Origin of the sequence: Sphingomonas parva (ex Maeng et al. 2020) (assembly GCF_004564275.1) — a bacterium.
Taxonomy (GTDB): domain Bacteria; phylum Pseudomonadota; class Alphaproteobacteria; order Sphingomonadales; family Sphingomonadaceae; genus Allosphingosinicella; species Allosphingosinicella parva.
Map to the genome: position 1 here is coordinate 115,253 of NZ_SPDV01000003.1, position 25,617 is coordinate 140,869.

General features: G+C 67.3%; 31 protein-coding genes and 2 tRNA genes. 17 read left to right on the forward strand and 16 right to left on the reverse strand.

Features of this window, described 5'->3' with window-relative positions:
- Positions 1-43: 43 nt before the first annotated feature.
- The 4 genes from E2493_RS02935 to E2493_RS02955 all read left to right on the forward strand — a co-directional run bounded on the left by E2493_RS02935 (position 44) and on the right by E2493_RS02955 (position 3,645).
- Entirely contained in the window at positions 44-304 is a 261-nt protein-coding gene (locus tag E2493_RS02935; RefSeq protein ID WP_135083545.1) for a hypothetical protein, read from the forward strand.
- A gap of 201 nt (positions 305-505) precedes the next feature.
- On the forward strand, positions 506-2,344 hold the full coding sequence (rmuC, locus tag E2493_RS02945) for a DNA recombination protein RmuC (RefSeq protein ID WP_225421110.1): 1,839 nt from the start codon (positions 506-508) through the stop codon (positions 2,342-2,344).
- A 95-nt stretch (positions 2,345-2,439) separates the two neighbouring features.
- Complete coding sequence (locus E2493_RS02950; protein WP_135083549.1) at positions 2,440-3,342, forward strand: C1 family peptidase; 903 nt, start codon at positions 2,440-2,442, stop codon at positions 3,340-3,342.
- Positions 3,343-3,351: 9 nt separating this feature from the next.
- Positions 3,352-3,645, forward strand: coding sequence for a protease inhibitor I42 family protein (locus E2493_RS02955; RefSeq protein WP_135083551.1), 294 nt, complete (start codon positions 3,352-3,354; stop codon positions 3,643-3,645).
- On the opposite strand, the gene E2493_RS02960 is transcribed toward E2493_RS02955, so the two are convergent.
- Both E2493_RS02960 and E2493_RS02965 read right to left on the reverse strand, forming a co-directional pair.
- On the reverse strand, positions 3,646-6,042 hold the full coding sequence (locus tag E2493_RS02960; protein WP_135083553.1) for a S8 family peptidase: 2,397 nt from the start codon (positions 6,040-6,042) through the stop codon (positions 3,646-3,648). It abuts the gene before it with no gap.
- A 41-nt stretch (positions 6,043-6,083) separates the two neighbouring features.
- Positions 6,084-7,079 carry an AAA family ATPase gene (locus E2493_RS02965; protein ID WP_135083555.1) on the reverse strand — a complete coding sequence of 332 codons (996 nt, stop codon included), beginning with the start codon at positions 7,077-7,079 and terminating at the stop codon, positions 6,084-6,086.
- 150 nt (positions 7,080-7,229) lie between these two features.
- Here E2493_RS02965 and E2493_RS02970 point away from each other — a divergent pair, with 150 nt between their 5' ends.
- Positions 7,230-7,487 carry a DUF6471 domain-containing protein gene (locus tag E2493_RS02970; protein WP_225421111.1) on the forward strand — a complete coding sequence of 86 codons (258 nt, stop codon included), beginning with the start codon at positions 7,230-7,232 and terminating at the stop codon, positions 7,485-7,487.
- A 58-nt stretch (positions 7,488-7,545) separates the two neighbouring features.
- On the opposite strand, the gene E2493_RS21005 is transcribed toward E2493_RS02970, so the two are convergent.
- The 4 genes from E2493_RS21005 to E2493_RS22210 all read right to left on the reverse strand — a co-directional run bounded on the left by E2493_RS21005 (position 7,546) and on the right by E2493_RS22210 (position 9,358).
- Positions 7,546-7,833 (reverse strand): MarR family transcriptional regulator, encoded by a 288-nt coding sequence (locus tag E2493_RS21005; protein ID WP_167737355.1) that lies wholly within the window; start codon positions 7,831-7,833, stop codon positions 7,546-7,548.
- A 165-nt stretch (positions 7,834-7,998) separates the two neighbouring features.
- Complete coding sequence (locus E2493_RS02980) at positions 7,999-8,460, reverse strand: hypothetical protein (RefSeq protein WP_135083560.1); 462 nt, start codon at positions 8,458-8,460, stop codon at positions 7,999-8,001.
- Between the two features lie 22 nt (positions 8,461-8,482).
- On the reverse strand, positions 8,483-8,827 hold the full coding sequence (locus E2493_RS02985; RefSeq protein WP_135083561.1) for a hypothetical protein: 345 nt from the start codon (positions 8,825-8,827) through the stop codon (positions 8,483-8,485).
- A 54-nt stretch (positions 8,828-8,881) separates the two neighbouring features.
- Entirely contained in the window at positions 8,882-9,358 is a 477-nt protein-coding gene (locus E2493_RS22210) for a sigma factor-like helix-turn-helix DNA-binding protein (protein WP_135083563.1), read from the reverse strand.
- Positions 9,359-9,480: 122 nt separating this feature from the next.
- On the opposite strand from E2493_RS22210, the gene E2493_RS02995 reads away from it, so the two are divergent.
- Positions 9,481-10,176: a helix-turn-helix transcriptional regulator gene (locus tag E2493_RS02995; RefSeq protein ID WP_135083565.1), complete on the forward strand. Its 696-nt coding sequence runs from the start codon at positions 9,481-9,483 to the stop codon at positions 10,174-10,176.
- A gap of 167 nt (positions 10,177-10,343) precedes the next feature.
- Here E2493_RS02995 and E2493_RS03000 read toward each other — a convergent pair whose 3' ends face one another.
- The 3 genes from E2493_RS03000 to E2493_RS03010 all read right to left on the reverse strand — a co-directional run bounded on the left by E2493_RS03000 (position 10,344) and on the right by E2493_RS03010 (position 12,321).
- Positions 10,344-11,648, reverse strand: a complete 1,305-nt coding sequence (locus tag E2493_RS03000; RefSeq protein ID WP_135083567.1) for a tyrosine-type recombinase/integrase — start codon at positions 11,646-11,648, stop codon at positions 10,344-10,346.
- Positions 11,649-11,824: 176 nt separating this feature from the next.
- A tRNA-Ser gene (locus tag E2493_RS03005) sits at positions 11,825-11,915 on the reverse strand.
- A 103-nt stretch (positions 11,916-12,018) separates the two neighbouring features.
- Complete coding sequence (locus E2493_RS03010) at positions 12,019-12,321, reverse strand: 4a-hydroxytetrahydrobiopterin dehydratase (protein WP_135083569.1); 303 nt, start codon at positions 12,319-12,321, stop codon at positions 12,019-12,021.
- A gap of 84 nt (positions 12,322-12,405) precedes the next feature.
- Here E2493_RS03010 and E2493_RS03015 point away from each other — a divergent pair, with 84 nt between their 5' ends.
- Genes E2493_RS03015 through E2493_RS03025 form a run of 3 tightly spaced genes read left to right on the forward strand, consistent with a single transcriptional unit; the run spans position 12,406 to position 14,014 of the window.
- On the forward strand, positions 12,406-12,807 hold the full coding sequence (locus E2493_RS03015) for a metallopeptidase family protein (protein WP_135083571.1): 402 nt from the start codon (positions 12,406-12,408) through the stop codon (positions 12,805-12,807).
- Positions 12,804-13,376: a heme ABC exporter ATP-binding protein CcmA gene (gene ccmA, locus E2493_RS03020; RefSeq protein WP_167737346.1), complete on the forward strand. Its 573-nt coding sequence runs from the start codon at positions 12,804-12,806 to the stop codon at positions 13,374-13,376. Before E2493_RS03015 ends, ccmA begins: the two co-directional genes overlap by 4 nt.
- On the forward strand, positions 13,373-14,014 hold the full coding sequence (locus tag E2493_RS03025; protein WP_135083574.1) for a heme exporter protein CcmB: 642 nt from the start codon (positions 13,373-13,375) through the stop codon (positions 14,012-14,014). Before ccmA ends, E2493_RS03025 begins: the two co-directional genes overlap by 4 nt.
- On the opposite strand, the gene E2493_RS03030 is transcribed toward E2493_RS03025, so the two are convergent.
- The 3 genes from E2493_RS03030 to E2493_RS03040 form a co-directional block, all read right to left on the reverse strand.
- Complete coding sequence (locus E2493_RS03030; RefSeq protein WP_135083677.1) at positions 14,011-14,829, reverse strand: class I SAM-dependent methyltransferase; 819 nt, start codon at positions 14,827-14,829, stop codon at positions 14,011-14,013. The two genes, E2493_RS03025 and E2493_RS03030, sit on opposite strands and share 4 nt — an antisense overlap.
- 68 nt (positions 14,830-14,897) lie before the next feature.
- Positions 14,898-16,121, reverse strand: a complete 1,224-nt coding sequence (locus E2493_RS03035; RefSeq protein WP_135083576.1) for a M16 family metallopeptidase — start codon at positions 16,119-16,121, stop codon at positions 14,898-14,900.
- Positions 16,122-16,206: 85 nt separating this feature from the next.
- On the reverse strand, positions 16,207-16,824 hold the full coding sequence (locus tag E2493_RS03040) for a TetR/AcrR family transcriptional regulator (protein ID WP_135083578.1): 618 nt from the start codon (positions 16,822-16,824) through the stop codon (positions 16,207-16,209).
- Between the two features lie 180 nt (positions 16,825-17,004).
- Between E2493_RS03040 and E2493_RS03045 the strand changes: the two genes are divergently transcribed.
- From E2493_RS03045 to E2493_RS03060, 4 genes are all read left to right on the forward strand, one after another.
- On the forward strand, positions 17,005-17,322 hold the full coding sequence (locus E2493_RS03045) for a type II toxin-antitoxin system HicB family antitoxin (protein WP_135083580.1): 318 nt from the start codon (positions 17,005-17,007) through the stop codon (positions 17,320-17,322).
- 75 nt (positions 17,323-17,397) lie between these two features.
- Positions 17,398-18,231 (forward strand): alpha/beta fold hydrolase, encoded by an 834-nt coding sequence (locus E2493_RS03050; RefSeq protein WP_135083582.1) that lies wholly within the window; start codon positions 17,398-17,400, stop codon positions 18,229-18,231.
- Between the two features lie 18 nt (positions 18,232-18,249).
- Positions 18,250-20,646: a TonB-dependent receptor gene (locus E2493_RS03055; RefSeq protein WP_135083584.1), complete on the forward strand. Its 2,397-nt coding sequence runs from the start codon at positions 18,250-18,252 to the stop codon at positions 20,644-20,646.
- A gap of 20 nt (positions 20,647-20,666) precedes the next feature.
- Positions 20,667-21,938: a spinster family MFS transporter gene (locus E2493_RS03060; RefSeq protein ID WP_135083586.1), complete on the forward strand. Its 1,272-nt coding sequence runs from the start codon at positions 20,667-20,669 to the stop codon at positions 21,936-21,938.
- A gap of 3 nt (positions 21,939-21,941) precedes the next feature.
- On the opposite strand, the gene E2493_RS03065 is transcribed toward E2493_RS03060, so the two are convergent.
- Together E2493_RS03065 and maiA are read right to left on the reverse strand one after the other, a co-directional pair.
- Complete coding sequence (locus tag E2493_RS03065; protein WP_135083679.1) at positions 21,942-22,730, reverse strand: class II aldolase/adducin family protein; 789 nt, start codon at positions 22,728-22,730, stop codon at positions 21,942-21,944.
- A gap of 72 nt (positions 22,731-22,802) precedes the next feature.
- Positions 22,803-23,438: a maleylacetoacetate isomerase gene (maiA, locus tag E2493_RS03070; RefSeq protein WP_135083588.1), complete on the reverse strand. Its 636-nt coding sequence runs from the start codon at positions 23,436-23,438 to the stop codon at positions 22,803-22,805.
- Positions 23,439-23,575: 137 nt separating this feature from the next.
- On the opposite strand from maiA, the gene E2493_RS03075 reads away from it, so the two are divergent.
- Positions 23,576-24,241 (forward strand): PilZ domain-containing protein, encoded by a 666-nt coding sequence (locus E2493_RS03075; RefSeq protein WP_167737356.1) that lies wholly within the window; start codon positions 23,576-23,578, stop codon positions 24,239-24,241.
- A gap of 21 nt (positions 24,242-24,262) precedes the next feature.
- Here the strand turns inward: E2493_RS03075 and E2493_RS03080 are convergent, their stop codons facing one another.
- Positions 24,263-24,442 (reverse strand): hypothetical protein, encoded by a 180-nt coding sequence (locus E2493_RS03080; protein WP_135083592.1) that lies wholly within the window; start codon positions 24,440-24,442, stop codon positions 24,263-24,265.
- A gap of 274 nt (positions 24,443-24,716) precedes the next feature.
- On the opposite strand from E2493_RS03080, the gene E2493_RS03085 reads away from it, so the two are divergent.
- From E2493_RS03085 to E2493_RS21010, 3 genes are all read left to right on the forward strand, one after another.
- Positions 24,717-24,965: a hypothetical protein gene (locus E2493_RS03085; RefSeq protein WP_135083594.1), complete on the forward strand. Its 249-nt coding sequence runs from the start codon at positions 24,717-24,719 to the stop codon at positions 24,963-24,965.
- A 37-nt stretch (positions 24,966-25,002) separates the two neighbouring features.
- Positions 25,003-25,182 (forward strand): hypothetical protein, encoded by a 180-nt coding sequence (locus E2493_RS03090; protein WP_135083596.1) that lies wholly within the window; start codon positions 25,003-25,005, stop codon positions 25,180-25,182.
- 123 nt (positions 25,183-25,305) lie between these two features.
- Entirely contained in the window at positions 25,306-25,464 is a 159-nt protein-coding gene (locus E2493_RS21010) for a hypothetical protein (RefSeq protein ID WP_167737357.1), read from the forward strand.
- A gap of 49 nt (positions 25,465-25,513) precedes the next feature.
- On the opposite strand, the gene E2493_RS03095 is transcribed toward E2493_RS21010, so the two are convergent.
- Positions 25,514-25,589, reverse strand: a tRNA-Thr gene (locus E2493_RS03095).
- Positions 25,590-25,617: the final 28 nt, after the last annotated feature.

A 25,617-nucleotide genomic window follows, 5' to 3' on the forward strand; every position in this document is an offset into this window, starting at 1 on the left:
GCGTGCGAATCCTGCTGGACCGAACCAATGGAGATTCGCTGAGATGGCTTACTGGGATATCGGCCTGCGCCACATCGTTGACGTCGACGGACAACTGCTGGCCATCGATGCCGAGGTTATCGACACCACGTCGCTACTCACCAAGGCCGATCGCCCAGCCCACCTGCATCTGTGGCAGGTGCGCGCCGGCGAGCGGTTCAGGCTTCAGCCAAGGCAGCTCGTGCGCCTCTCTTGCGACGAGGTGCTCTTCTTCGAGACTTCCGCCGCGATCGCTCCGTCGATGTTGCAGGGGCTAGCGGCCTGAGCGGCCCAGGAGCGGCATGAGTGGGGGCCCTCTTCGGCCAGACAGCTTCTGTCACCCTCGTGCCGCATCCTCGATCCTGCGGTCCTCCTGGGACCGGTATTCGATCCGAAGCCGCCCGGCGGCAGAGCGAAGGAGAAGTGGGCATGGCAAAGCCTGGCAGCTTCAGGAGTGCAAGCACCGGGCGGTACGTGAGCCCGAACCATGGACGCTCGCACCCCGCACGACGGTACAGGAGGCGCCAGGAAGGAGTGGCAGTTCGGGTGCCCACTACCGAAGCGCCATCAGCGGGCGGTATGTAACTACGAAGCACGGCAAGGCCAGCCCGCATACCACCGTACGCGAGGACTGACCTTACGGGGCCGTCGCTCCGTTTCCGGAGAGGAGTTGCAAATGGAAATCGCAGTCTACGCAGCGCTGGCGCTGGCGCTCGTCGCGGTGGTAATCGGGGTGCTGATCCTTCGGAAGATGGGGCGTCCGGCCGCAGTCCCCGCCGATCTGTCCCTGCGCATCGGCGTGATCGAGCAGATCGCCAGTTCGCTGCCCGGCACGTTCCGGGAGGAGGCGCGTACCGGCCGCGAGGAGCTGCGGGCGATGTTCGCGTCGCAGATCGAGGCGCTCGAGGGGCGCTTCTCCGCCGTTGAATCGCGGCTGGGCGAGTTCGGAAAGGTTCAGAACGAGCAGCTTTCCTCGATGCGCTCCGAGGCAGCCGACGGGCGCGCGAAGCTCGAGGAGTCCATGCGGCGCAACGCGGACGGGTTCGCGGCATCGCAGAGCGAGCGCTTGAAGGAGACCAACGACGCGGTCCGCAGCCTGTCCGAGCGGCTACTCGAGGCTCAGCGTGAGGCGCGGCAGGAGCAGCGCACGACGCTTGAGGCGGTTTCGAGTTCGCAGTCGGAGCGGCTCAAGGAGACCAACGAGGCGGTTGGCAGTCTCTCCGAGCGGCTGCTCGCTGGGCAGAGGGAGGCGCGCGACGAGCAGCGTGCAGCTCTGGATGGCGTCACGGCGAAGATCGCCCAGCTCACGGAGAGCAACGAGACGCGGCAGGAGGCGCTGCGCCAGACCGTGGCCGGCGGCCTGGAGACCCTTCGCACCGACAATGCCGACAAGCTCGAGAAGATGCGCGCGACGGTCGAGGAGAAGCTGCAGGGCACCCTCGAGAAGCGGCTCGGCGAATCATTCCAGCTGGTGAGCGACCGGCTGGAGCAGGTGCACAAGGGGCTTGGCGAGATGCAGAACCTCGCCACCGGCGTGGGAGACCTCAAGCGGGTGCTCGGCAACGTTAAATCACGCGGCGGCTGGGGCGAAGTCCAGCTCGGCATGCTGCTCGACGACATGCTCACTCGTGACCAGTTCGCCACCAACGTCAGGATCCGTCCAGAATCCGGAGAGGTCGTCGAATATGCGGTGCGCCTCCCCGGGCGCTCCGGCGACGACATCCCCCTGTGGCTCCCCATAGACGCGAAGTTTCCGCACGAGGACTACGAGCGTCTGCTCGTCGCCCAGGACGCCGGCGTCGCCGAGGAGGTCGAGAAGGCCGCGGTGGCCCTCGAGCGCGCCATCCGCCTCCAGGCGAAGACGATTTGCGAGAAGTATGTGCATCCTCCGCTCTCGACGGACTTCGCGATCATGTACCTCCCCACCGAAGGGCTCTTCGCGGAGGTGATCCGTCGCCCCGGCCTTGCCAGCGAGCTGCAGACCAAGCACCGCGTCATGGTGCAGGGGCCCACGACGCTGGCAGCCCTGCTGACCAGCCTCCAGATGGGCTTCCGCACCCTGGCGATCGAGAAGCGCTCGAGCGAGGTGTGGCAGGTGCTCGGCGCAGCGAAGGCGGAGTTCCTGAAGTACGGTCAGGTGTGGGAGAGACTCGGCAAGCAGCTCGACACCGCCAAGCGCACCGTCGACGAAGCCGGCCGCCGCACCCGAGCCGTAACGCGGCAGCTGCGGGAGGTTGAGACGCTGGATGCATCCGAGGGACCCGCCCTTCTGGGCCTCGTGGCTGGCGAGATCGAAGAGGAGGCGGATGCGGAGGCCGCGGAGTGATCGATCGGACGGGATCTCGTCTCAGGCGAAGGGCGCGCGGGGGCGAACCTCTTCGTCGCGGAACGCGAGCTTGGTGACTCGAACATGTCCCAGCGATGGGATTGCTGCCAAAACCGCTGTTTAAGGCCGGGACGCGCGCGCCGAACTCTGCGAAGTCACTCGTTGCACCGTCCAAGAGGAGATCCGCGATTCTTACCATTGATGAGATCAGGCGTGCGATCGAAGAGCGCGCGCCGGGGACATGGCAGCCTGCTGAGACGGCTGCCTATCGGCGCGGCGCCCAGGCAGGATCGATCGACGCCAATCTGTTCGGTCTCCGCCTCGACGACGCGATCCGTCTCAAGGCGGCTGATCTTGACGTGATGGGGGAACTCGCGGCGACGCCGCCGCCCAGCGTCGACTGGCGCGACGATGCGAGCGGCTGCGTGTCTCCGGCGAAGGATCAGGGTCAATGTGGCGCATGCGTCGCGTTCGCCACCTGCGCGGCGATGGAGAGCGTCCACTGCATTGCGACCGGCAGGAAGGTCGTTCTTTCGGAGGCACACCTGTTCCACTGCAATGGCGGCTCGTGCGCTACCGGCTGGGGGTTGACCAGCGGCCTGTCGGCTGCCCGCAACGGCGTGGGTCTGGAGGCGGACTTTGCCTGGACGTCGACCGAGGAATGCATCGACATCGCTCCTGCCGTGCTCATCCGCTCGTACCGGCAGAGAGCGTCCATGAAAGACCGCAAGTGGGCTGTGTCCCACGGACCCGTGCTCGCAGGCATGAAGGTGTTCGAGGATTTCCTCGCGTATTCGGGCGGCGTCTACCGACACGTTCTCGGAGATCACGTCGGCAACCATGCCGTTTGCGTCGTCGGCTACGATGAGGAGGGCTGGATCGTAAAGAACAGCTGGGGACCGGATTTCGGGGAGATGGGCTTCTTCAGGATCGCCTATGGCGAGTGTGGACTGGACGATGAATTCCTGTTCTTCTCCATCGAGACGGGATCACCGTAGGAGGCGGTCTTGAAGACGACGACCCCGGATGGAGCGCTTGAGGTGACGGTCGGAGAGGTCTTCGGCGTCACCCGGCCGGGCCGCGAGACCTCGGGCTTTGCCGTCAGCATCGAGGTGCCCGCCGGCGTGCGGCGGATCGGTGTGATGCGCGACCCCTCCACGAACTTCGGAGGCGCACCTCAGGTGACCGAGCAGTTCAGGTGCGAATGCCCCGGAACGTATCAGATCATCTTCGAGGAAGGTCGCCGCTGGGAGCCTCGCAAGGCGCGCTCCGCCACGGTCATACGTTGCATGGATCGCTGATCAGACCTCGATGCCCGCCTCGATCTCTGCGGCGATCTGAGTGTAGATCTCCTCCTCCGGAGTACGGATCGTCACGACCAGGGAGTACCTGGCCTGCTGGTCTATGCGTTCGACGTCGTCGCCCCACCAGCCCTTGCGCGGAAAGACGATGATCCCACCCATCCGGGCCAGATCGGCCGCGGTGGTCCGGAGGCGATCGTGTTTGAGCCCACCCCGTCCGCGATAACGCGGCCCGAACATCCAGGGCAGTGCCGCAGCGCTCGAGGGCCGACGCGCCGGACGCAGGTCGTTGAGGCGCGCGATCGCCTGCTCCTCCGACTCGTCGGGCCGCTTCACGTCGAAGTCGAAGCCGTGTGAGGCGTACTCCTCGGCATCGCCCCGCACGACGGCTGCGGGATTCGGCTCGATGAAGTAGGAGAGCGTGATCCGCAGTTCCGCTTCCGTTTGACCGAGATCCTCGAGCACCTCCTCGGGCCACGGGAGACGGTGAGCCCTCATCTGGCCGAGCACTGCCGCTTTGCCGTCGTCGTTCAGGCGCAGCGGCCGGAGCCATCCCTGCATGATCATCGTGAGCGCGTCCTCTGCGTTCTCGAGGACCGCAGCCCGGTCCGGCCGTCCGAAGCCGAAGCGCTCGAGCAGAGCCTGCTGCTGGCTCCCGCGGCGCGCGGCCGCGGCATTGGCTCGGGCGATCATCGCGGGCGTATGATCGCTCCCGTGCACCACCAGCGCACGAACCGTCTCCGGCCAGAGACGGGGGTATTCCGCCTGGATGCGCGCGCACAGGCCGGCCATGGCGGCGGTGGCGCCGCTCGTCTGTCCGGTAAGCGTCACCGGGGCGTTGAGATCGGGCGCGGTAGTCAGGAGGCACAGGTCGGGGTGATGGCCGACATCGGAGCTGGCCCGATCAACCATCTGATTGCCGCCTTCGAAGACGACGTCCGGCTTCACCGGCGGACGGTGCCTCCGTTCCCAGTTCACGGCGGTACGTGACCACGGCGACAAGTCGCCCTCGGGCGCCAGCGGACGATGCGTCGCCGGGACGCCGACGAGGTCCGTGCACGCCCCCACTGAGAGCACGTTCCAGGCCTGGGACGGGGTCAGCATCCCGGTCACTTCGTTGAGAGACTGATAGTCCGAGTGCGCGAGCGCGCCGTCGAGATTTCCGGCCGCGACGCAGAAGAGGCGCTGGCCGCTCACATCCGAGGCGAGGGTATCGATCTCGCACGAGAGGCTTGAAGGGCCGCCGTCATCCGTCTCCTCCGGTGCATTCATCGCCAGGCAGTAGGTCCGGAGCCGATCGCCATTCTCCTCCTCGACCAGGTTGACGCCTTGGCGGAGGCGCTCCGCCGGCAGCGTCGCGACGCCGACTGCTCCCGGAGCCGGATCGATCGTCACCGATTCGATGCCGATCGGCAGAGTGATGCGCCCTCTTCTGACCTGGAGGGCCCCGGCCAGATCGTCGAACAGCGCCAGTCCGGCCATCTTCGTGCCGTGGCCATGCCAATCGTCGGCGTCGCCGCCGGGCACGCTGTCCGCGAAGCGGATGGAGTCTGCGAGCAGCGGATGGTTCTGCATGACGCCGGTATCGAGGATGCAGACCGCCGGGGCATCGTCATCGGCAGCATCGATGCGGCGCGCGGCTGCCATCACGGCCGCCGCCTGGATTCCGGAGGGTACGGCCATCAGGTCTGAATTCAGGGACGAGGCCGGACGCAGCTGTGCGATCGCCGCGCTCTTGGCCACGCGCTCCAGTTCACGCCTGGGCGCCTCCAGCGCCAGCACCCTCATCCGTTCGAACGCGACGGAGCGACGCGCCCGCAGTCCCAGCGTCTCGAGGACTTCCCTCAGCCGCGGTTCAGCGGCTGGCGGGAGCCAGACCTCCCAAGCCGCCTCGTCGTCCATGTCGGGGATCGGCAGCTTGGAGGCCCAGAGATCCGAGACGGTGGTGAACTCGACCGTAGGCTGAGCCTCGAAGAAGTCGAAATGGTGGGGGCGCCGCCTGCCCTTGCCGGGTGCGAAGTCGCGGTATCTCTGCGCCGCGGCCTCGAACTGCTCCAGGCTGCTCGGATCCAGAGCGACGTTCACGCGAGCCGTGCGATCGAACCCGACGACCGACAGGACCTCGTTCCTCCTGGGGCCGGGGACGGAGGCGCTGATGCCCCACTCCGTGCCGGCTCGTGCGGTCATCGGGATCCGATCCGGATCGATGAGAGGATCGTCGCCTCTGCGTGCCGCGGTGACGAGCCCGCTCACGCTGCGGACGACGCGACTTGCGTTCGCCGTACGGTTGGCGACGACGGGAGGATGGCTCGGCGTCCCGCCTCCTCCGCCGCGAAGGGAGAAGTCATAGCGCGGACCGACGGATTCGACGATGAGGTGTGGGCGTTCGACAGGCATGCTAAGGGCGTAGCGTAGGCGTTGCGATTTCGCTCGCTAAATCACTCTCGAGTCCGATGCGATTCTGATCGCCGTGCCTGAACGGCGGAGAGCAGGATGCTGGTGGTCACGATGGCGTCGTTGCCGAGCACGGCCGTTCTGGCGGCATCTTCCGCGGCCCGGATCATCTCGGCCTGGCTCATGCCCGCAGCGGCTTCCTCCACGGCATCCCAGGATACCGAGGCGAGCTCGAACGGGACGAGGGCCTTCAGGAACACTTCGCGGATGCGGTCGCGGGGCAGCAGGTCGTACTCGATGTAGCTGTCGAACCGGCGGAACACGGCGGGATCGAGCAGCTCGGCGTGGTTCGTTGCGGCTATGATCAGGGAGTCACCGTCGTCCTCGTCCAGCATCTGCAGGATCGAATTCAACGTGCGGCGAGCCTCGCCGACATCGTTCCCGATCATCCTCCTGCTCGCCAGCGCATCCACCTCATCGAAGAAGTACACGCCGCGAGTGCTTCGCATCGCATCGAAGACGAGGCGGATCTTCGACGACGTCTCACCCATGAACTTCGTGATGATGCCGTCGAGGAGGATCGTGAAGAGCGGGAGCGATAGTTCTCCGGCAAGGGCTGACGCGGTGAGCGTCTTCCCGGTTCCCGGAGGTCCGACCAGGAGGAACTTTCGCCGCGGCTTGAGACCGTGGGCGGCCAGCTTCTGGCGATGCCTGTGCTCCTCTACGATCCCGCGCAGCTTCCCCAGGGTGTCCTCCTTCAGGACCATGTTCTGGAGGCGAGTGTGGGGATAGCTCGCTGCGACGAGACCTGCGAGCTCCCCCTTCGGACGCACGACTGGAATGGGACCGCCACGAACCTGCGCAGCCTGGTCAGCGCGCTCGCGCGCGTCCTGGATCAGCAGTCGGATCTCGTCCGCGAGTTTGCGCTGCCCGCGCTGCGCGGCTTCGGACGCAAGCTGCAGGGCAACGCTCTGAAAGCGGGCATCGTCGCGCTCGCTGAACGAGCGCACGAGCGCCAGAACCTGCGCCTGCGTTGTCAAACTTCCGACTCCTTCATGTGCGCAGCCTTAGAGCGGATAACGTCGCACCGGAAGCGGCTGCGAGCCCTAGCAAGCTGCCACCGAACCGGTTACCAAGTCGGAATGTCTCATATATGAGATTTTTGCAACAAATTTGGTACAACGTGGCTGATGTCGGAGATGCGCAAATGGGAGAAGCAGGCTGCTCGCATGCTCCGCATCGAGATGGCGCGGCGTGGTGTTCGCGTCTGCGACCTGGCGAGGTCACTCTCCCAGGAGGGTGAGGACGTGACCGCGGCGAGCCTGCGCAACAAGCTCAGCAGAGGCACGTTCGGCGCAGGCTTCCTCCTGCGATCCCTCCTGGCACTTGGATGCGACGGAGCCGAAGTGGGCCGTCTCTTCGACATGATCAGGTCACCCGGCGAGTGATCGCCACGGGCGTGCCGCAGCTGTCTCCTGAGGCGGGCTCAGGAGGAGGGGCTTGGCGTTATGATCCGTGGGCGGCCGGGCAAGCCAGCAGCTTGGCCATGGCCGCCCTGCCTGAATCGGTGAGGGAAAGGTAGCTGCGCCGCCGGTCGCTGGCGTCTGGCTTACGCTCCACCAGCCCGACGTCAACCAGCAGGTTCACGTATCGCATTGCGGTCGAGTACGATGCCAGTGAGCCGATGCATGCCGCCGAGACACTCAGCTCCCTTCCCTGGCCTGCTGATATGAAGAGGTCGAGAAGCATGTTCCAGGCTGGGTCCACACACAGTTCGGCGCCCAGGATTTCCATGCGGCGCGCGTTGAGGGCGTATATCCAACGGGCCTGAGCGAGAGCCTCATCGCTCGCGGGCAGTGGATGGACGGCGCGGTGCGGGGCGGCCGACATTGCTCTCCGACTGGGGGAGGCCGCCCCTCGTCGCCTCCCGCCCTTTTGCGGCGGATCTTCGGACATGGGTCAGTGCAGCGACGCGCAGGGTCGTCGAGGGCTCCAATCGGGATCGGCGCCGGCGCGAGCTCGCCTGACGTGCCGCCAGGTGCCGACGGCGAGGATCAGGATCATCGGATAGCTCCAACCCGCCATCAGGATGGCGTATGCAACCCGCTCCACGTGTGCGTCGAGGGCTCGAACCAGGTGTGCGCCGGTCCCGAAAAGCTGGAAGGCGGCCAGCCATAGGGGCCAGAACCGATCGGCGTTGAGCGCCACGGCCAGAAGCACGGTGAGCAGGATTACGTCGACGACGAGAACGCCGACTTCGACGCCGATGAAGCGCGAGGTGAAGTCCTGCTGCAGGAGCCTCGTGCTTCCGGGGGCGATGAGGAGCGATAGACCGACGATCCTCTCCGGAGCTCCGCCTCTGACCATGGCGTATGACGACACGGCCAGTTGGAGCACATTGAAGAGGATCACCCGTTCCATGCCGCTCTTCGGCTCCGCGCGCTCAGGCGACGACGGCGAGGCGCGTCGGATTCATGGCTGAGCCGGCCATGTCGGGGCATTCTGACTCATCGCGATATGCGCGAAGGCCGATGCCGCTCCTGACGCTGACCAGCGCGCCATGAGCCTCCACGATGCGCTGCCGGGCCTTGACGAGGTCCTGGGCGGCGTCAGCTATCAGTTGCAGCGCCTCGACGCCGGTGGCGACCGGCAGGTTCGCCTCGGCGCGTTGCTGGAGCATGGTCGTCATGCACGTGGCAGCAAGGGTCGCAGCCTCGTCGGCGGCATTCTCGAGTTTGAGGAAGTCCTGTGCGACGAGTTCAGCCGCGCGAAGCCTGTTCTTGAGCATTATGATCCGTTCCCTCGCGGCGACGCCGCTTCTCACCGGCGGGAGGACTGAGCATCATGAGCCAGGAAGCCGGGGATCGTCTGACCCATGTTCAGCAGCGCCATGGACGACACGGCGATGATGAAGACAAGTCCTATGATGACCCCGATCCGCTCCAGCTTCGTGAGTTCGTTGCGAGCCCTGCCGCCATCCCAGGCGACCGGGGGGAAGACCCAGCAGTCGCCGGACCAGCCACCGCGGCTCGTCCTGTGCTCGAGTGGAGGCGGTCTCCTGCTCGTTGGGAACGTCGATTGGTTCGGATGGCAGCCGTTCGGACGCGGCACCCCCGCCCTCATGCTCAGCGAGCGCGCGAGCGGCTGCGAAGCGGGAGGGTGCGCGGAGGATCTGGACCGCTCTTTCGATCCGCTTGTCGACGGCGGAGGGTGACACTCCAAGCTTTGCGGCAATCTCCTTCGAGTTGTGGTGGCTGAGGACAAGCCGGAGACATTCGCGCTGTGCTTCGGTGAGTTGATCCAGTGGCATCTGTGACATGAGGTCAGCTTATCGCCGGCTCGAGGGGGAGCCAACACGTGCCGCGTCGGGTTCGCAACATTGGCGCGCTTTCTTCGTGACGGAGGGACTCCTCCTCGAAGACGAACAAGCTATACGAAGCCATGACCGCGCCGGTGCCTTGGGAGATCTATCGACGCTCGGAGCGGCCTGCGTCAGGCGGCCGGCTGCTGCTGGCGGACGCTCTCGAATACGTGGCGACGGACCTGTTCGGGCTCGATGGTCAGGACATCGTTTCGGCATTCGAACGGCCCGGCGATGCGGATGACCGGCTCGCGATAGCCTCGCTCGTGCGGTGGCTCGGCGCGCTGCTCGTCGACGGGGTGCTCGAGGGCTGGATCCGGCCGTTCGGAGGCGGCGAGCCCGAGCGCATGCCGGCGTCCTCCTGGGAACTCGACGACTATGTGGCGCGGTTCGCCACCAGTGCCGTGTGCCCGGAGCGGTGGAGCGATCCGGGGGCGCGCCCCACCCACTGGATCTTCTTGGACGAACGCGTGTTCTCCGCCTGGTGGGAGGAGTGGGCCGCCGGTCGGGAGCCGGTGGACGGCTATCCGATCGCCGGTGGTTCCGCCGAGCCGGAGATACCGCCGGCGCAGGCGCCGGCTTCGGTCCTTGCAACTGCTCCCGGGCGACTCCTGAAGAGGACGCAGGTTCTTGAGATGACGGGATGGTCCAAGAACACGCTATATCGACGGATCGCCGCGGCAGGCTTTCCTCGACCCGTTGCGATGGGCGAATCGATGTCGAGGTGGCGCCTCGAAGAGATCGAGGCATGGCTGACGGACCGCCGCCGGCACTGAACACCGCCCGATGCTTGCTGCAGGTACTCGGCCGGACAGCCTCGATCGCCATCGGCCTGTCTCCTCTGCGGGACGTCGGCTGCCGGCCGCTCCGACGAGCATTCTCCCCGATCGCCAGGTGTCCGGCTGCAGTCCCGTTCGAACGGTCCTGCAGTCCGCCAGCCGGTTCAGGCCCGACGCCTGCGCCTGCCTTCGAGGAGCCGCGAAGCGGGCGCAGCCCCCTCGAGCAGAAGCGCAGCCCAGTCGCAGGCGATCTCGCGGCGGCGGGGCATGTAGGCTGAGCGGTTGTAGCGGAACTCGGCCGAGGACATGCCGGACGGCCGGTGCGCAAGCATGAGGTCGATGATCAGGCGGTCGATGATCAGGCGGTCCTCGCCAGGGTGCCGCCGCTCGACACGCTCGTTCATGATCGTCGAGAAGCTGGAGCGCCAGCCATGAGGCACGTGGCGACCCTTGTAGCCTTCGCGATTGTACAGGTAGCCGATGGCGTTCTCGCTGATCGGCGAGGCCGCGTCGGTGGTCGAGGGGAAGATGAGCGGGCCCCCGCCGGTCAGTGCGCGGACCGTGCGCAGGACCTCGACCGCCGCCGGCGCCAGGGGAATGACGTGATCGAACGCCTCGTCCTCCCTGAGGTCCATCTCCTGCTTCATCCGCTCCGCCGGGACCACCCAGCGTGCATCGTCCTCTCCACCGCGGGATCCTTCCCAGTCGATACCCTGCATCTCCTGCCACGCCGCCCCGCGCACCATGCCGGGGCGCTGAGCCGTCAGCGCGAGGAAGCGCGACGCCAGGCGGGTCACCGGCGAGGCGCCTGCACCGTCGATCAGGGCCACGAAGCGCCTGAGCTCCTCGATGTCGACGATGGCCGGCCAGCGCCGCTTCTTCGGCTGTCTGGCAAGCGCCTCTCTCACGACCGCGGCAGGATTGTCGTTCTTCGAGCCCGAGGCCCGCGCGAAGCGGAACACGCGTTCGGCCCGCTGCCGCAGCCGGTGCGCCGTCTCGATGGCACCTCTCTCCTCGACCTTGCGCAGCGCTGCGAGGAGAGCCGGCTCCTCAACCGCGTTGATGTCGAGATGTCCGATGGCTGGAAACAGGTCCCGCTCCATGCTGTGCAGGACGTCGTCCGCGTGGACGGGCCGCCACCGGCTTTTCTGCAGAGCGTGCCACCGCCGCGCGAATGCCTCGAAGGTCAAGGACGGGTCGGCCTCCTTGGGGACCTCGGACTTGCGTCTGGGGTCGCCGCCCGCACGGATCTCCCCTCTCGCGCCGTCCCGCAGGTCGCGGGCCCGCGTCAGCCCGACGTCGGGGTAGGTGCCGAGAACCAGCAGCTGCTCCTTGCCTTCGATCCAGAACCTGAAGCGCCACGTTCGCCGTCCCGACGGCGCGATGTGCAGGAAGAGCCCGCCGGAGTCGGCGAGCTTGTATGCCCGGTCGCGCGGCTTTGCCTGGCGGCACTCGAGATCCTTGAGCATCCGTACCCCGGTCGATGGCTAGCTACCCCAGCGCGTACCCGGCTCGGGCCGGGACGGGATGGGACGGCGTGGATCGATGATCGGGAGACGATGCGCTCAAAAGCGGCGCGAAACAAGGTTTTCAGGATCGTTTGCGGCGCCGGAGGGACGGCTTGGGGCTGGGCGGGACAAGGAAGTGGCGGAGCGGGAGGGATTCGAACCCTCGATACGGTTTTGCCGTATACTCACTTTCCAGGCGAGCGCCTTCGACCACTCGGCCACCGCTCCGCATGCTCTGGAACGGCAGCCATCTAGTGGGGCCGCGCGGAAAGGGCAAGCGAGTGCGCCGCCGCCGGCGCAACTTCCCAGAAGGCTCCTTCGCTGCCGCCAGTCAGCCTTGCGCCGAGCGCCCCGTCAGCAGGGCGTCGATCGTGGCGGCCAATGCAATGTCGCGATCAGTGACGCCGCCGGCGTCGTGGGTGGTGAGCGCGATCTCGACCCTGTTCCACACGTTCGACCAGTCCGGGTGGTGATTGGCCTTCTCGGCTGCGAGGGCGACCCGGATCATGAAGGCGAACGCCTCGGAGAAGTCGCCGAAGCGCAGCGAACGACAGATCGCGCGCGCCTCCTCGTCATAGCGCCAGTCGGGGAGATCGCGCAGCCGCGCATCCCGGATCGCGTCGGTCAGCAGCATGGATCCTCCTCTGCCGGTCGGCCGGCATGCGTGCCGCGGGGCTGATGCTGGCGCGCGCGGTCTTGCGCCTTTATGGACCGGTGGATGAGCGAGCGTCAAACCTACGCGCCCGACGCGGCGCTGATCGAGCGCCTGGCCGACGCTGCGCTGGCCCGGATGCCGGCGCAGTTCCGCGCGCTGCTCGAGGGCGTCGTCGTCCGCGTCGAGGACTTCGCCGAAGCGGACGTGCTCGCCGAGCTCGGCATCGAGGATCCGTTCGATCTCACCGGCCTCTACACCGGGCGCCCCGTCGGCGAGCAGGAGCGGATGATGCCCGGCGAGCTGTTGCCGGTCATCCACCTCTACCGTCGGCCGCTGCTCGACGAATGGGCGGAGACCGGCGTCGGCCTCGAAGACCTCATCACCCATGTGATCGTGCACGAGGTCGGCCATCATTTCGGCTTTTCCGATGCGGACATGCACGCGATCGAGGATGCGGCCGGGTGAGCGCACCGGCGCTGCTCGCGATCGACAATGGCGCCCTGCTGCGCGGCGGCCGCCTGCTGTTCGAGCGGCTCAGCCTCTCCCTCTCGCCTGGCGAGGCGGTGCTGGTCACCGGCCCGAACGGCGTCGGCAAGTCGAGCCTGATCCGCCTGGCAGCCGGCCTGCTGCGCCCCTCCTCAGGCTCCGTGCGGCGCGGCGGCGCCGTCGCCCTCGCCGACGAGGGCCTGGCGCTCGACACCCGTTCGACCCTCGCCGCGGCGCTCGGCTTCTGGGCCCGACTCGACGGCGGCGATGCGGCGCGGGGGCTGGCGGCGATGGGGCTCGAGCGCCTGGCCGAGGCGCCGGTTCGCTTGCTCTCCACGGGGCAGCGCAAGCGCGCGGTGCTCGCCCGGGTGATAGCGAGCGGCGCGCCGCTCTGGCTGCTCGACGAACCGGCGAACGGCCTCGACGGCGAGGGCCAGGCGCGTCTGGCGGCCGCCATGGCCGGGCACCGGAGCCAGGGCGGCGCGATCCTCGCCGCCTCGCACCAGCCGCTCAAGCTCGACGACGCGCACCTGGTGACCCTGGCATGATCGCGCTCGTCCTGAGAGAGCTGCGCCTCGCCGCGACCGCAGGGCACGCCCTGTTGCCGCTGATCTTCTTCCTGCTGGTCGCCGCGCTCTTTCCGTTCGCGGTCGGGCCCGACGCACCGCTTCTCGCCCGCACCGGCGGCGGCGCCTTGTGGATGGCGGCGCTCCTTGCGGCTTTGCTCCCGGTGGAGCGGCTGGTCGAGCCGGACCGCGCGTCCGGCCTGCTCGACCAACTCGCGGTGCGCGGCATCAGCGACGAGAGCGTTGCTCTCGCCAAGCTCGCCGGGCACTGGCTGAGCTTCGGGCCGCCGCTGATGCTGGCGACGCTCCCCGCCGCGGCCCTTCTCAAGCTCCCCGGCGACGTGCTGTCGCGGCTCGAGCTCGGCCTGCTCGCCGGAACGCCGGGGCTCGCGGCGCTGACGCTGATCACCGGCGCGCTGACCGCCGGCCTGCGCGGCACCAGCGCGCTTGCCGGCCTGCTGATGCTGCCGCTGGCGGTGCCGATCCTGATCTTCGGCGCGGCGATGGTCGAGCCGAGCGGCGGCGCCGGCGCCGTCAAATTGCTCGCCGCGGTGTCGCTGCTGCTGGTCGCGATCGCTCCGTTCGCCGCCGGCGCGGCGATTCGCGCGGCGCGGGACTAATCGCGACTCCAGCGCGCGAAGATGGCGGTGGGGAGCAGCAGGCCGCGGGCCTCCTCGCGCACGGCCATGTCGCCGCATTCCACCCGGCCGCCGAGATCGGCCATCGCCTGACTGAGCAGCTCGCCGATCGCGAGCGCCGACATGCGGACCGCATAGACGGTGAGGACGAGGAAGCGGCTGTCCTGGTCGAGCAGCTTGCGGCAGTCGGCGATCAGGCCGGGAAGCCCTTCCTCCAGGCGCCAGACCTCGCCGGTCGGCCCGCGGCCGTATTTCGGCGGATCGAGGATGATGCCGTCATAGCGGCGGCCGCGGCGCACCTCCCGCGCGGTGAACTTGGCCGCGTCGTCGATCATCCAGCGGATCGGGTGCTCGGACATTCCGGAAAGGCGCGCATTCTCCTTCGCCGCCTCGACCGACTTCTTCGAGGCATCGACATGGGTGAGTCTCGCGCCGGCGGCGGCCATGGCGAGGGTGCCGACGCCTGTATAGCCGAACAGGTTCATCGCCTCGGCACCCGCTTGCAGGCGCTCGCGCATCCAGGCCCATTGCGGCGCCATGTCGGGGAAGAAGGCGAGATGGCGGAACGGGGTGCACTGGCTGCGGAAGCGAACCTCCTCCCAGGCCATGTCCCAACCCTCCCTCGGTACCGGCCGGGCGAACTGCCAGCGGCCGCCGCCTTCCTCGTCGGAGCCGGGGATGAACTCGCCGTCCGCATCCCAGTCCGGCAGCGCCGGCGCCCACATCGCCTGCGGCTCCGGGCGGATGAAGCTGTACGGGCCGTAGCGCTCGAGCTTGCGGCCGTGGCCGCTGTCCATCAGGCCGTAGTCGGCCCAAGGCTCGCCGACGAGCGTGGCAAGGCCCCGGTCTGCTGCGGAGGGCCCGGTCACGCCGCGCGGACGGCGGGAAAGCCGATCGTCGCCCGGGCACGGGGGCCGGAGAGCATCTTGCGTCCGGCTGCGCGGATCTGATCGAGATCGACCCGCTCGACGTCCGCGATCACATCGGCCGGCTTGACCAGCCGGCCGTAAGTCTGGATCTGGCGCGCGACGTAATGCGCCTGACCCCAGGGGCTCTCCAGCGACATCAGCAGGCCCGCCTTGGCCTGGGTGCGAACCCGCTGAAGCTCCCGCTCGGTGATCGTCTCGGCCGCATCCGCGAGCACTTCCTCGATCAGCTGCGCCGCTGCGGCCGACTGGCGCCGCGCCGTCGCCGCATAGATGGAGAAGAGGCCGGTCTCCGCCCAGGGCTGGAGCAGCGAATAGACCGAATAAGCGAGGCCGCGCTCCTCGCGCAGCTGCTGGAACAGGCGCGAGGACATGCCGCCGCCCACCGCATCGCTGAACAGGCGCGCGGCGTAATAGTCTGGATCGGTCTGGCCCGGCGCGCCGAAGCCGAGAGCGAGATGCGCCTGATCGGACGATGCCCGGCCGACGCGATCGCCGCCGGTGAAACGGGCCGGCTCCGGTGCGCCGCCGGTTCCGGCAGCGAGTCCGCCAAAGCGGGACACGGCGAGATCGACCAGCCGCTCGTGATCGACCTTCCCGGCTGCAACGAGGGTGAGGCTTCCGGCGCGATAATGGATCTGCCGCCAATCATCGAGATCGGAGACGGCTACCGCGTCGATCGTCTCCTCCGTGCCCAATACCGAGCGGCCGAGCGGCTGATCCGCATAAGCCGCGGACTGGAGATCGTCGAAGATGATGTCGTTCGGCGTGTCGCGCGCCTCGCCCAGCTCCTGGAGAACGACGTCCTTCTCGCGCTCGAGCTCGTCGGCGTTGAAGTGCGGGCGCTGCACCAAATCCGCGATCAGCTCGACGCCGAGCGGAAGATGCTCGGCCATGACCGACGCCGTGAAGCTCGTCGTCTCGCGGTCGGTGCAGGCGTTGAGATCGCCGCCGACGTCCTCGATCGCCTCGCTGATCTCGCGTGCGGAACGGCCGCCGGCGCCCTTGAACACCATGTGCTCGAAGAGATGAGCGATGCCGTTGAGACGCGCCGGCTCGTTGCGCGACCCGGTCTCCGCATAGAGGCCGACGGCGGCGGTCTCGATCCCGGGCATTTCGCGGCTCGCGACACGGAGACCGTTCGGAAGGGTGGTAAGCTTCATGTGCTGCGCCAATTAGGGCCGCACGGGCCGCGCTTCAACCGTAGCCGGCGCCGACCGTCTATGCGGAGGCGGTAGAGGGGCGCGATCAGCGCTTGCGCAGGCCTTCCGAAACGAGCGCGATCGCGGCGTCGGCGACCTCTCCCGGCGTCAGATCCCGGTCCCAAATGCCGTAGCGCATGCCGAGGAAGACGCTCATGCCGATCAGCGCCCAGGCACGCGGCTCGTCCGGACCGTCGGCGATCTCGTCGCGGGAACGCGCGGCGGCGAGGTTGCGGCCGTAAGCATCAGCGAAGGTCAGATAATGTTCGCGATAGGCATCGTGCGCGACGAACTGCGCTTCCTCGATGATCCGATAAAGCTCGGGGTGCTGCCGCACGAAGGCGATGAATGCTTCCAGGCCCATCCGCTCGGCGGCGAGCCGGTCGGGAGAGCCCTTCACGGCCTCCGCGACATGCGCGCGCGTCGCCCGGCTCATCTCGCGGACGAGGGCGCGGAACACCTCCTCCTTGCTTTCGAAATAGGTGTAGAAGGTGCCGAGCGCGACGCCGGCACGCTGCGTGATGCCGGTGATCGCCGCCTCATGATAGCCGCGCTCGCCGAATTCCGCCGCTGCCGCCTCGATCAGCCGACGCAGCGTCTTGCGTCCCCGCTCCGTCCGAGGCTCCTTCTCGCCGCCGGCCGCGGCCTGGTTCAGATAGGACATTCCGCCTCCCCACGCGCAAGGTGAGCCGGATTTCGACCCAGCGCAACCCGGACGCATGCGAATCGGCCGGGCAAGAAAGGCAAGGATGCCGTAGGGATTCCACCATACGGGTGATCTACGATAACGGCGTTTACCTCCCTCACAAGGTCCAGGGCTGAAAGGGGCGCAACGGAGGCCCTCTTGTACCTGTCCTACCCAGTAACGCTTGCCGACGACGGTTTTGGAACCGTTTACGCGATCTGCCCCGACATCCCCGAGGCGATGACGTATGCGACGAATCGCGAGGAAGCCGCCGGCAAGGTTCGCGGCGCGCTGGAAGGCGCGCTGGAGCTGTATCGCCAGCAGGGGCGTGCCATTCCGCGGCCGACCAAGTGCAAGGCCGACTTCACCGTCGATGTTCAGGTGGAGGAGGCGCATGTCGCGCCCGCTCCTCGCCCCCGTCGTTTCGCCGGGACCGCCATCCCGCTGTCGCGGTGGGCCGCGGCGGCGCGTTTCTGAACATTGACTCAACTTTCATTTAGACGCATCGCTCTTCTCGCCCGGCTTCGATAGGAGCGGGCTGGGGAGGAAAGGTTGCAGCATTTCACCGCGTCTGACGGCGTCCGCATCTCCTATCGGGATGAGGGGCAAGGCCGTCCGATCGTCGCATTGCACGGGCTGATGGCGCATAGCGGCTTCTTCGAGCCGCAGCGCAGCCTCGTTTCCGACTTCAGACTGATCCGGCTCGACCTGCGCGGCCACGGCGGCTCTCGCGGCGACGCCGCGCCCACGATCGCCCGTCTTGCCGCCGACGTTGCCGAGCTGGCGGACCTGCTCGACCTCGACGATGCGATCGGCATGGGCTGGTCGCTTGGCGCTTCCGTGCTCTGGCGGGTTCTCGCCGGCCCCGCACGGCGGCGCTTCGCGGGCGCCGTGATCATCGACATGACGCCGCGGGTGCGCAACGACGGGGATTGGACGTTGGGCCTCTCACCCGAGCATTGCGAGGCGCGCTCGCGTGCCATTGCGGAAGATTTCACAGCCTTCGCCGCGGCGGCCGGAGCGGCGATCTTCGCGCAGGGCGCCGGGCTCGAGCGCCACCCCCTTGCCGATTGGGCCAGCGCCGAATTCGCCCGTAACGACGGCGAGGCAATCGGCGCGCTCTGGCGCTCGCTTGCCGAGGAGGATTTCCGCCCGCTCCTCGCCGCGATTCGGCAGCCGACACTGATTGCGCACGGCGTGGAGAGCCATCTCTACGGCGCCGACACCGCCGATCATCTCGCCGGCGCAATTCCCGAGGCCAGGGCCGTCGCGTTCGAGCACTCCGGCCATTCGCCGCACCTGGAGGAGCCGGAGTTGTTCAACCGCACCCTCCGCGCCTTCGCGGCCAGCCTGCCGCCCGTCCGTCAATCCGCCATCACCGCATAAGCACAGGAGAAGATCGCCATGACCAGGAACACTCTGAGGATCGGCACCGCTGTCGCCGCCCTGCTTGCCGCCGCGCCATCCTGGGCGCAGGACGTGCCCGCGAGCGCCTCCGCATCCGACGAGCAGCAGGCTGCCGCCGCCAACGAAAGCCTTGGTGCCGACACGTCGACGCAAGACGAGGAGATCGTGGTGACGGCACGCCGCCGGGCGGAGAGCCTGCAGGACGTTCCAATCGCGGTCACCGCCTATTCGGGCGAATCCCTCGAGCGCCAGGGCGCGCTCGACATCACGGACATCTCCGACACGACGCCGAACGTCACGCTGGAAACGTCGCGCGGGACGAACACCACCCTCACCGCGTTCATCCGCGGCGTCGGCCAGCAGGATCCGGTCGCCGGCTTCGAGGCCGGCGTCGGCATCTATCTCGACGACGTCTATCTCAACCGCCCGCAGGCGGCCGTGCTCGACATTTACGACGTCGAGCGAATCGAGGTGCTGCGCGGCCCGCAGGGCACGCTCTACGGTCGCAACACGATCGGCGGCGCGGTGAAGTACGTGACCCGTCGCCTCGACGAAGAGCCGACGCTGCGCGCCCGCGCCAATTTCGGCACCTACAAGCAGGGCGATCTGATCGTCTCCGCTAGCACGCCGATCAGCGACGCGATCCGGATCGGCGCATCGGGTGCGCGGCTCTCCCGGGGCGGCTTCGGCGAGAACCGGAACAACGGTCTCGACAATTACAACCGGGACATCTGGGCGGCGCGCGGCACGATCGAGATCGAGCCGAGCGATCGCTTCTTCTTCCGCGTCTCGGGCGACTACACCAAGGACAATTCGAACCCGCGCAACGGCCATCGGCTGATCCCGGGCCTGGTGAGCGGCACGCCGGTGCTCGACGACGTCTACGACAGCCGCGCCGGCCTCAACACGCCGCGCCAGGAAATCGAAGCCTATGGCGGGGCCGCGCGCGCCGAGTTCAAGCTCACGGACGAGCTGACGCTGCGCAACATCACCGGCTGGCGCAAGGACAAGAGCTTCGCCCCGATCGACTTCGATTCTCTCCCGGCCGCCGACGTCGACGTGCCGGCGATCTACCGCAACAAGCAATTCTCCAACGAATTCCAGATCGTCTACGAGGGCAGCCGCCTGCAGGGTCTCGCCGGCGTCTATTATCTCGACGCCAACGCCAACAACATCTTCGACGTCGTGCTGGCCACGACCTCGCCGATCGTGCTGCCGGGCCTCACCGCGTCGACGTTCGGCGACGTCGACACCAAGACCTGGGCCGCCTTCGCCGATTTCACCTTCGACATCAGCGAGCAGTTCGCGGTCTCGGTGGGCGGACGCTACACCCACGACAAGCGCAACGCGCGGATCATCCGCGCCAACCTGCTCAACGGCCCCTCGCCCGAGCTCGGTGGCAAGGGCGTCCAGCTCGGCGCCCGCACCTCGGACTTCACCGGCGAGGAAACGTTCAAGGAATTCACGCCCCGCGCCTCGATCAGCTTCAAGCCGGACGAGAACAACACCTTCTACCTGAGCTACGCCAAGGGCTTCAAAGGCGGCGGCTTCGACCCGCGCGGCCTTTCGACTGCGGCCCCCGACCTCAACGGCAACGGCACGCGCGAGGCCGACGAGATCTTCGATTACTTCCTGTTCGAGCCGGAGAAGGTCGACAGCTTCGAAGCGGGCTACAAGGCGTCGCTGTTCGATCGCCGCCTCCGCCTCGCGCTCGCCGGCTTCTATGCCGACTATAAGGACGTCCAGGTGCCCGGCTCGGTCGGCGCGGTGATCAATGGCGTGCCGACCTTCGTCGGCGTCACGACCAACGCCGGCAAGGCGACGTTCAAGGGCGTGGAGGCCGAAATGGTCGCGACCCTGCTGCGCGACACGGAGAGCGGATCCCGGGTGAACTTCACCGGCACGGCGGGCTATCTCGACGCGCAATATGACGAGTTCATCACCAACGTGCCCGGTCAGGGCCCGGTCGACGTCGCCGACTTCCGCCGCATCCAGAACACGCCCAAGTGGACGCTGTCCGGAACGCTCGACGTCGCGACGCGGTTCGAAGGCGGCGAAATCTCGGCGAGCACCACGCTTTCCTACCGCAGCAAGACCTTCCAATTCGAGACTCCGAGCCCGTTCCTCGACCAGCCCGGTTATGCGCTGATCGACGCGAGCCTCGTCTGGACCTCGCCAGACGACCGCTACACGATCGGCCTCCATGGCAAGAACCTGACCGACAAGCAGTATATCACGTCGGGCTATCAGTTCCTGCTGACCGATCCGGTCACCGGCGTACCGCTGCGCAACGCGGCCGGTCAGGTGCGGCCGAGCCTTGGGGTTGAGGGCGTCGCCACCGCCTTCTACGGCAACCCCCGTCAGGTGTTCCTGAGCCTCGGCGTGAAATTCTAAGGACAAGGGAGGCGAGGAGCATGGAGCAGCACGACAAAGCCGGCACGCGCGGAGGCGGCCGGGTGCTGGCGATCCTGCTCCTCGCCTACATCTTCAACTTCATCGACCGGCAGATCATCGGCGTCCTCGCCGTTCCGATCCGGGCAGAGTTCGAGCTGGACGACAAGACGCTGAGCTACCTCGGGGTGGTCTTCGCCCTTTTCTACAGCACCATCGCGATACCGATCGCCTGGCTGGCGGATCGCAAGAGCCGCGTCGGAATCATTGCCGGCTCCGTTGCGATCTGGAGTCTCTTCACGGCTGCCTGCGGCATGGTTCAGAACTACGGGCAGCTCGTGGTCGCACGAATGGGTGTGGCATTCGGCGAGGCAGGAGGAATTGCTCCGTCCTATTCCCTGATCGCCGACTATTTCCCGAAGAGCCGTCGCGCCCGCGCCCTGGCGCTCTTCTCGCTCGGTATTCCCCTCGGTTCGGCGCTCGGCATCTTCTTTGGGGGCTGGCTAGCCTCGCATTTGAGCTGGCGCTCAGCGTTCGTGATCGTAGGGCTCGCGGGCCTTCCCGCAGCGCTGTTGATCAAGCTTCTCATCCGCGACCCGGAGCGTGGTGCGCTCGACAGCGCTGACGGCAGGTCGAGCGAGCCCGCTCCACCTTTGGCGACCGTGATTGCCGCGCTTGCCCGGATTCCCAGCTTCTGGCTCCTTTCATTCGGCGCCGCCTCCGGATCGATCCTCGGCTACGGCCTGATCTTCTGGCTTCCCTCCTTCTTCAACCGAAGCTTCGACCTCCCGCTCAGCGCAGTTGGCTGGTTCTACGGATCGATCGTCCTGGTGGGCGGAGTGGCCGGCACATGGCTGGGAGGTTGGATCGGCGATCGCATCGGCCCCGCCAATCCGGGACGTTACGCGCTGATTCCAGCAGTGTGCTTTCTCATCGCCGCTCCCGCCTTCGCACTTGGGCTTTTCGCGCCGAACATGATCGTTGCGTGGCTGCTGTTCACACTGGGCCAGATGCTGGCGCTTGCTTGGCTCGGCCCCGTCATCTCAGCGGTCCAGCACATCGTTCCCGCCAACATGCGGTCGACGACCAGCGCCAGCTTCCTGTTCATCAACAACCTGATCGGAATCGCGGTCGGTAACTACTTCCTTGGCTGGATGTCAGACCGGCTGAAAGCGCAGCATGGCGCGGATTCGCTGCAATACTCGATCCTGTACGGCCTCGCATTCTACGTGCTCAGCGCCTTGATCTATTTCGTTGCCTCGAGGACGCTGAGCCGAGACTGGTTTCGCGGCTAACACTCAGGTGGCGAAGCTTGGATCGAGCCGGTAGGCCTTGCGCAGCAAGGCGGGCCAGGCGAGCGCGCCGGCGGCCATCTTGAGGCCGATCCTGCCTTGCTCTGCGGTCACTTCCGGAGCGCCCTGCGGCGGATTGTTGAGATTTCCGTCCCCCGCCGAGAGGGCGAGAATCTGGGCGTGGCAGGCGCGTTCCAGGAAGTAGATCTTGAGGAAGGCCTCGCCGACCGTCTCGCCGATCGCGAGCGTGCCGTGGTTGCGCAGCAGCATCGCCGTCTTCGTGCCGAGATCGGTGACGATCCTCTGGCGCTCGTCGAGGTCCACCGCGACGCCCTCGTAATCGTGATAGGCGACCTCGTCGCGGATCAGCATCGCGGTCTGGGTCAGCGGCAGCAGCCCCTCGGAATGCGCCGAGACCGCCTGACCGTGGGCCGTGTGCAGGTGGATGACGGCGTGCGCATCCTCTCGCGCCATATGGATCGCCGAATGGATGGTGAAGCCGGCGGGATTGGTGATGAACGGCGACGGGGAGACCGGCACGCCGTGGAGATCGACCTTGACCAGGCTTGACGCGGTCACCTCCTCGAACATCAGGTTGTAGGGGTTGAGCAGAAAATGGTGCTCGGGCCCCGGTATCCGCGCGGAGAGGTGCGTGAAGATGAGGTCGTCCCAGCCGTAATGCGCGACCAGCCTGTAAGCCGCAGCGAGGTCGACGCGGATCTTCCACTCTTCCGGACCGACTTCGCCTTGCAGCGATGGAATCTCGACGGAGGCGAGCGGCGATGCGTCCGCCATTCCCCGGTTGATCGCGTCCACGCGGCCCATCGGCGCCTCTCCTGTTCCTGCCCCTCTATATCGTCCGCCCGGTCAGGGCGCAAAGCGATCCGGATGCGCGGCGGCGAAGGCCGGAAGCGCGCTCGCCGCGGCATCGGCGCGGACGAGCAGTGGAAAAGCGTCGAGCGGTACGGCGAAGCGCCGCGCGTTGAACATCTGCGGCACCAGGCAGACATCGGCCAGCGTCGGCGTGTCACCGAACAGGAAGCGACCGGCATGCGGCGCCGCCATCGCCTGGAGCGCCGTCAGCCCCTCCACCACCCAATGACGATACCAGGCATTACGGGCCTCCTCGGGCTGGCCGAGCGCTGCCTGCAGGTGCTTCAGGACCCGCAGATTGTTGAGCGGGTGGATGTCGCAGGCGACAGCGAGGGCGAGCGAAAGGACATCGGCCCGCTCTCCCGGATCTGCCGGCAGCAGGGCCGGCTGCGGGTAGGCCGCGTCCAGCCAGTCGATGATAGCGAGGCTCTGCGTCAGCCGACGATCCCCGACGTCGAGCATCGGCACCAGAGCCTGAGGATTGAGCGCCCGATACTCCGACCCGCGCTGCGCCCCCTCGAGCAGATTGACCTCGATCCGCTCATAATCGAGGCCCTTCAGCGCCAGCGCGATTCGCACGCGATAGCTGGCCGACGAGCGGTAATAATCGAACAGGACGAGACGCTTCATCGGCCGAGGCTAGCTCCTGCCTCCGGCCTGGGCAATGCCGCCGCGGCGGGAGGCTTCCCGGTCCGCAGGCTCCGTTGAGGCGGCCTTAACCATCGCGCGCGAAGATGCCGGCGGGGAAAGCCGATGGACCGCGATCGATGAAGGTGACAGCCGCCGCAGGCGGAAATACGGAAGACCTCCGGCAGGAGGCCGGACGCGCCGGCCTGTTGCTTGCCGCGTCCATCGAGGCGCGAGGACTGAGCGCGCCCGTTCGCATCCGCAACCTCTCCGAAAGCGGCGCGGCGATCGAAGGCGACAGCCTGCCGCCGCCAGGAGCCGCGATCATCCTCCGGCGCCTCGATCTGGCCGTACCCGGCCTCGTCGCATGGTCTTCGGGCCAGCGCTGCGGAGTCCATTTCGACGTGCCCACGCGCGTGTCCGCATGGGTCATGGGAAGCCGCACGCCGCCGCAGGAGCTCGATCGCCAGACCCGGGTAGACGCCCTGCAGGCCGAAGTGCGCAGCGGCGCCGCCGCGGCTCCCCTTCCGCCGACGCCAACGGGCCCGCCGCGGCCGGGCCTCGACACACGCCTGGCTGATGAACTCGGCTACGTCCGAAGCCTGCTCGAGAAGCTCGGCGACGAACTGACGGGCGAGCCGGACATCCTCGCGCGCCATGCGACGGCGCTGCAGAGCTTCGACCTGGTCGACCAGATCCTTGGCCATGTCGCCAACGTGCTCGTCGCCGCCGATCGGCCTCTGGCGATCGGTGCAATCGGCATGGAGGAACTGCGCCTGCGCCTTCTCGGACAGGCTTCGAGCTGAGCGCCACAGGGGTGCGACGCACTAGCGGAGCTTGGCGATCCCGATCCCGTCCGCCTTGGCGCGATCCTGGACCGATTCCTCGCTCCTGGTCAGCGCCTTGGCGATGGCCTTCAAGCCCATCCCCTTAGCCGCGAGGGTGCGCAGCTTCGCGAGCTCCTCGCTCTTCCAGGGCTGGCGGTGCCGAACGAAATCCTTCGCCATCAGTCGCCCGCCAGCTTGCCCTTGGTGGAGGGCTTGGCTGCAATGGTCTTCTTGACCTCCTTCTTCGGCTTGCGCGCTTCCTTGTTGCTGCGGACCTGACCCTTGGCCACCGTTTTTCTCCCTCTTCTCTTCGCCTGGCCAATCTACGCCAGGCCGGTCGCGAAAGACAGCACCGGACGATTGCCGACGCAGTTTCGCGACTACCGTAAAAAACCGCGAATCTCAGGCAGTTGGAACAAGACCCGAAAAGCTTCGTTCCACCCGCATGATACAGATGCTCTTTCCGCTGCTGTTCCTCACCCTAATCGGGACGGCGCTGCTCGTGCTCGCTCGATCGATTGCGGCCAGCTGGGAGCGGATCGTTGCGGCGCTGGACGGGCGCCTGGTCATCCATCCGGAGCCCGAGCGAGTGCTCGGCGTTTCCACCTGCCGGCCGATCGACTTGCCGTACGTGGCGCGCCGAATGGGCCGCCCAACGGTCTCCGAACGGCCCTTGGCGTCGGTGCGGCGCCGCGCCGCCTGACCTTAACGTCTGCTGCGATCGAACGAGTTCCAAGCGTATGAATGACTCCAGTCGCGCGCCGATCTCCGACGCCGATTTCAACGCGGTGCGGGCCCTGGCCGCCCAGGGACGACCGATTCCCGCGATCGTGATGGCCGCCATCGTCGAACGGCTCGAGGCGAAGGCCACGGAAGCCGAAGTGGATGCGCCGGACGCCCCGCAGCTGCAGGCGGTCTGAGCGGCCGGCGGACACCGCCCCAGCCAGTCGCTAAGCAACTCCTGCCGCGGCCCATGGGACTTCTACTGACAGGGATTTCCCGTCATTGCAGGGCCGCGCGCCTCTTCCTATTTCGACCCTGAAATGAAACTCACTGCTCCTGCGCTCACCGACGCCGAGTTCAACGCCGTCCGTGCTCTGGCCGCACAGGGCCGGCCGATTCCGGCGATCGTGATGGAAGCCCTGCTCGAGCGGCTGCAGGCCGCATCGGGTGACGCGCGCCTGTCCCAGGCCAACGCCTGACCGCCTGACTCGGGCGAGCGCGCCGGGCAACCCTTATTCATGTCGGTAGTGGTGCCGCTTGCGTGACTCGAACACGCGACCCCATCATTACGAATGATGTGCTCTACCGGCTGAGCTAAAGCGGCATTCCCGGAGGAGGGGCGCCGTCTAGCA